This window comes from Aneurinibacillus sp. UBA3580 (assembly GCF_002375825.1).
Lineage (GTDB): Bacteria > Bacillota > Bacilli > Aneurinibacillales > Aneurinibacillaceae > Aneurinibacillus > Aneurinibacillus danicus.
In genome coordinates, this window is record NZ_DFMZ01000030.1 from 38,516 (window position 1) to 41,787 (window position 3,272).

General features: G+C 46.7%; 5 protein-coding genes. All 5 read right to left on the reverse strand.

The annotated features are described in order from the left end of the window. A partial coding sequence (gene purR / locus B2899_RS04990) for a pur operon repressor (RefSeq protein WP_286884379.1) occupies nt 1-729 on the reverse strand: 729 nt, incomplete at its 3' end. 74 nt (nt 730-803) lie between these two features. After that, entirely contained in the window at nt 804-1,700 is an 897-nt protein-coding gene (gene ispE, locus B2899_RS04995) for a 4-(cytidine 5'-diphospho)-2-C-methyl-D-erythritol kinase (RefSeq protein WP_146809844.1), read from the reverse strand. Nucleotides 1,701-1,844: 144 nt separating this feature from the next. Further along, a complete protein-coding gene (locus B2899_RS05000; RefSeq protein WP_146809845.1) occupies nt 1,845-2,030 on the reverse strand; it encodes a small, acid-soluble spore protein, alpha/beta type in 186 nt (61 codons plus the stop codon). An 84-nt stretch (nt 2,031-2,114) separates the two neighbouring features. Further along, entirely contained in the window at nt 2,115-2,384 is a 270-nt protein-coding gene (veg, locus tag B2899_RS05005) for a biofilm formation stimulator Veg (protein ID WP_146809846.1), read from the reverse strand. A gap of 260 nt (nt 2,385-2,644) precedes the next feature. Beyond that, nucleotides 2,645-3,272: sporulation peptidase YabG (gene yabG, locus B2899_RS05010; protein ID WP_286884380.1), on the reverse strand; the 628-nt coding region annotated here is incomplete at its 5' end.

Consider the following 3,272-nt stretch of genomic DNA (forward strand, 5'->3'; position numbering starts at 1 on the left):
AAGACGCTCTTCTATATTAGCCGTCTCCATAAATACGCCAACGCCGACTACCTCCGCTTTAAATTCCTCCAGTAAATCGATCATGCCTCGCACAGTACCGCCGGCTTTCATAAAGTCATCGATAATCAATACCTTGGAATTCTCAGGTAAACTGCGGCGCGCCAGCGACATAGTCTGGATACGTTTACTTGAGCCGGATACATAGTTAATGCTTACGACAGAGCCGTCCGTTACTTTGCTGTAGCGGCGCACAATCACGACCGGAACATTCAAATAGTGCGCCGTTGCATAGGCAAGCGGAATGCCTTTCGTCTCTACCGTCATTACATAATCCGCTTCCGCCTCGGCAAATACCGTGGCGAATATTTTTCCAATTTCAGATAGCGCTTCCGGGTCTCCAAGCAAATCGGCCATATAAAGATAGCCCCCTGGAAGCAATCGGCTAGAGCTTTCCAGCGTCTGGCACAGACGCTTAAGGCCCGTCCGTGCCTCTTCATGATTCGTCAACGGAATATATTTCACACCGCCAGCCGCGCCTGCTACCGTCTTAAGCAGGCCAACCCCTTCAGATTCAAACAATTCCTTAATAATGGATAAGTCTTCACTAATCGAGGACTTCGCCGCGCCATATTGATCAGCAAAAAAAGTGAGCGGCATGAGCTTGTGAGGACGCGCAAGCAGATGCTGCGTCATATCTACAAGACGGGCACTTCTCCGTAACTTTTTCATCTATGTTCCTCCATAATTAAAAAACCGAATATTATGAAGTGAATATACCACTTATGTACGGATTTACGCAAGTGCTACCGATTATTTTCCCCAAGGATACGTACGGCGTATACTTCCTTGCAGAAACCGCGTAAGCCATTATAAATTCTGTTCATTCTCGATTCACGTTCTGTCAGCGCGAAAACAGTCGGTCCACTGCCTGACATTAAAACACCATCAGCGCCAAATCGCAGCATTCTTTCCTTAATCTGACGTACCTGCGGGTGCATATCCAGTGTCACTGACTCCAGATGATTTCCTAGCGCACGGCATACACCGGCAAAATCACCCTGACGAATAGCTTCTACCATTTCAGCCGATTTTCGCCCTTCGTTCAGATCATCAATACGCAACGCACCATACACCTCGCTCGTCGATACGCCGATAGGGGGCTTCGCCAGAATTACCCAGCACGGCGGAGGAGTGGGAATACGTTCAATTTTCTCGCCGCGTCCGCGCGCCAGCGCCGTTCCACCATACACGCAAAAAGAGACGTCTGAGCCAACCTGCGAACCTAATTCAGCCATCTCCTCCACACTCATACCCAGATTCCACAACCGGTTTAACCCTTTAATTGTCGCCGCCGCATCACTGCTTCCTCCCGCCAGACCGGCCGCAATAGGAATCTGTTTATCGATGTGGATGTGTACACCTTCTGTAACGCCGTAACGCTCTTTAACAAGACGGGCCGCCTGGTATACGTGGTTTCTCTGATCAAGCGGAAGATAGCTCACCGTACAATCCAGCGTGATCTTATCTTCTGACCGCCGATATATGGTTAGTCTATCCGCCAGATCAATTGTTGTCATTACCATTTCAATTTCATGATAGCCATCTGGCCGTTTCGCCAAAACATCTAGCGTCAAGTTAATTTTTGCCGGAGCCTTGACCATAAGGCAAGCGTCGTTCACCAATTCCTTCTTCCCTTCCATTTTATGCTTTGCTTATTTTAGCATTAATTCATAAGAAAATGAAGGAAAAGGGATATAAGACTCAGACGTCCTCCCTGCCCTTCAGCATAGAAACTGAAAAAACACAAAGGCCAGGCGGATTGCCTGGCCCTTACCGGGAAAAGGTTACTTTGCGGGATTCTGTTTTGCAAGTGCTTCTTCAGCTAGCTGGATAGCGCGCTTCACCATGTTCCCTGCATCGCGGGTAGTGATGCCTCCCCAGCCTTCACGCTGCACAGTTTCGTAAAATCCAAGGTCTTTCGCCAGTTCATATTTGAACTTGTCCGACATAACGCCTCGTCTGCGTGCCATATATACAGCCCCCTTTATCATTCCCGTACGCATAGTATATGTAAAAAAGTCAAATAAAAAACAGCAGGATATGGTATCCTACTGCTATTCAAAGGCAATGCGAATATATTCATCATCGCGGCAAATTGTGAGTTCTACTGTCTCTGTAAGTACATCTGCATAGCTGTACGACACTCGCTCGAAGGAATGCTTGTCCTCATCGAGCTTTACAATAAATACAGACGGGTAAGTTTCTTCCAGAACTCCCGTCCTCTCTATGGTCTTGCGCCGGCCACCGTTCGCCCGGAGTAAAATCCGCTCGCCGATATGCCCATCCAAATTACGTTTTATATCGTGTAACGTATTTCTCGCCATTCAGACCACCTCACTATATGTAAATATATCACCATTTTTATAGTATGTCAAACAAATCGATTATTATAGCAATAATTAATGAAAAATGTCAACACATTTTTGCCGGGAAAACGCTAATAAATCTGAAAAATCAAAAATTAAGAAAAAAGTTGTATTCTATGCTTCTGATTATTATAAGCCAGCCCTTTCGGCATTATGTCATAAAGGCTGGCCCTATCTATCCTTCCCGGTCACTTCCTGGTTATATGCCTGAGTAAAATTTACGGTTTCGGAATCCCGAAGCGAAAGCATCCTTTTGTTTCCAGCCCTCCCAAACCGTCGATGCCGGTAATCGTGTTCTTCATCATATCCAATATATTAACGGACTGCTGGATCGAGGTATACGCCACTTTCTGGGCTATGTATACCGGGTCCAGCGTGTGAATGTTAATCCGTTTAGGTGAACTGGCAAAATTGGCGCCTGCACCCAAAATCGCTTCAAAATGAGACTGGCAGGCTCCCGCGAAAATAATCAAGCTGTCTTTACTCTGTTGAAACGCGCGCGCTTTCTCCACCGCCTGGACAAAATACTTGGAGTGACGGTAACTATTCAAATCGTCTGCCGGCCCCCGTTTGCTTTGCAAGGCATCATGCCCGGTCAACACAAGAATATCCGGATTGTGTTTTTCCAGAAGAGGTATGAGCTGTTCCGGAAATTCTTTCTCAGGAAAATGATAACCGATAGTCGGCACTTTCAACTCCTGATAAACAGCAAGACATTTCTTCAGATAATTCCGATCCCCGTCCATATGCAGCACTTTGCCCGGCCAATCGAAAGAACCTCCTACCTCTTCCGTATGGTTAATCTGATACCATGCATTTTTTTCCCGGGCTGATCGTCGTTCCTGC